We start from the raw sequence: 1,536 nt of genomic DNA on the forward strand, positions 1-1,536 counted from the left end.
TGAACCGACCCCCAAAAGTTAGACCTAAAATCTAACGATTGGAGGTTGGTTTTTTATTGGCAAAATATAGTTTTGAATTTAAAAAGAAAGTAATTGAAGCTTATCAGCGTGGTGAAGGTGGTTATTCTTATCTTGCGGAAAAGTATGGTGTTAAGAATAGACGACAGGTTTTAAATTGGGTTCACTATTATGAGAAATTTGGGGATAAGGGGTTAATGTGTTCAAGAAAAAATAATAGCTATACTTTTAAATACAAGCTTCATGTGGTAGAGTTATATCTATCAAGTGAAGTCTCGTATCAGGAGTTAGCACTTTGTGAAGGCATTAATAATAATTCTCTGATTGCAAAGTGGGTAAATGACTTTCGTATAGCTGGTCCTGATGCATTGAGGCCAAAGAAGAAGGGAAGAAAGAAATCATTGGACTCATCTAATAAAAAGAAAGATATAACATTAAGTGAGGCGGCTGCGGTTGATACCAGTGCAGAACGTGTTAAGCAGCTTGAAGATGAACTGCTCAAACTTAGGATAGAAAATGCCTATTTAAAAGAACTGAGGAGACTGCGTTTAGAGGAGGAAGCTCTTCTGAAAAAACAGCGAGAATCGTCCACAGCCTCCGAGGAGAGTTCAAGTTAAAAGACATTCTCGCAGTTGTTGGCTTTCCTAAGGCCACATATATGTATTGGCAGAAAAGATTTGATAGAGAAAATCCTAACAAAGAACTTGAGAATAAGATTCTCAAAATCCGTTCTGACAACAAAGATTGGGGATATAGACGAATTTATGGTGAACTAAGAAAACAGAAATACCTTGTGAACAAAAAGAAAGTCCAGCGAATTATGCAGAAATATGACCTGCAGGTGACATCATTCAGGAGAAAGAGCCGTAAATACAGTTCTTATAAGGGTAAGGTTGGAAGGGTTTCACCTAATAGAATTCACAGGCGATTTAACACAAAAATACCTCATCAGAAAATCACGACGGATACAACAGAATTCAAATATTATGAAATAGATGCAAAAGGACGTATGATAATCAAGAAACTTTACCTGGATCCATTTATGGATATGTGCAATAGAGAAATACTAAGTTATGGTATATCTCAGCATCCCTCAGCTGCAAATATCATGGGCGCATTAAACCAGGCAATTGAAATAACCTCTGATTGTCCATACAGAAGAACATTTCACTCAGATCAAGGCTGGGCTTATCAGATGAAAGCTTATACACACGCTCTCAAGGAGAATCGAATCTTTCAAAGCATGTCCAGAAAAGGAAACTGTTATGATAATTCGGTTATGGAAAATTTCTTTGGAATCATGAAGCAGGAAATGTACTATGGATTAGTCTATTACAGCTATGATAAACTAAAAGAGGCGATAGAGAAATATATAAAGTACTATAATGAACGTAGAATCAAAGAGAAACTAGGATGGATGAGTCCTGTTGAATACAGACTCAGCCTCTTGGCTGCATAAATTAGCGAGGCAGCCGAAACTGTCTCGCTAATAAAGTCTAACTTTTAGGGGTCACCTCA

1 protein-coding gene is annotated in these 1,536 nt (G+C 37.0%); it reads left to right on the plus strand.

The window, feature by feature from the left end; all coding sequences use genetic code 11:
* Positions 1–56: 56 nt before the first annotated feature.
* A protein-coding gene (locus CLCOS_RS21660; RefSeq protein ID WP_242866951.1) for an IS3 family transposase occupies positions 57–1,477 on the plus strand; the annotation gives its coding sequence in 2 pieces (ribosomal slippage) (positions 57–543 and positions 543–1,477; 1,422 coding nt in all).
* Positions 1,478–1,536: the final 59 nt, after the last annotated feature.

This window comes from Clostridium coskatii, assembly GCF_001675205.1.
Lineage (GTDB): Bacteria > Bacillota > Clostridia > Clostridiales > Clostridiaceae > Clostridium_B > Clostridium_B ljungdahlii.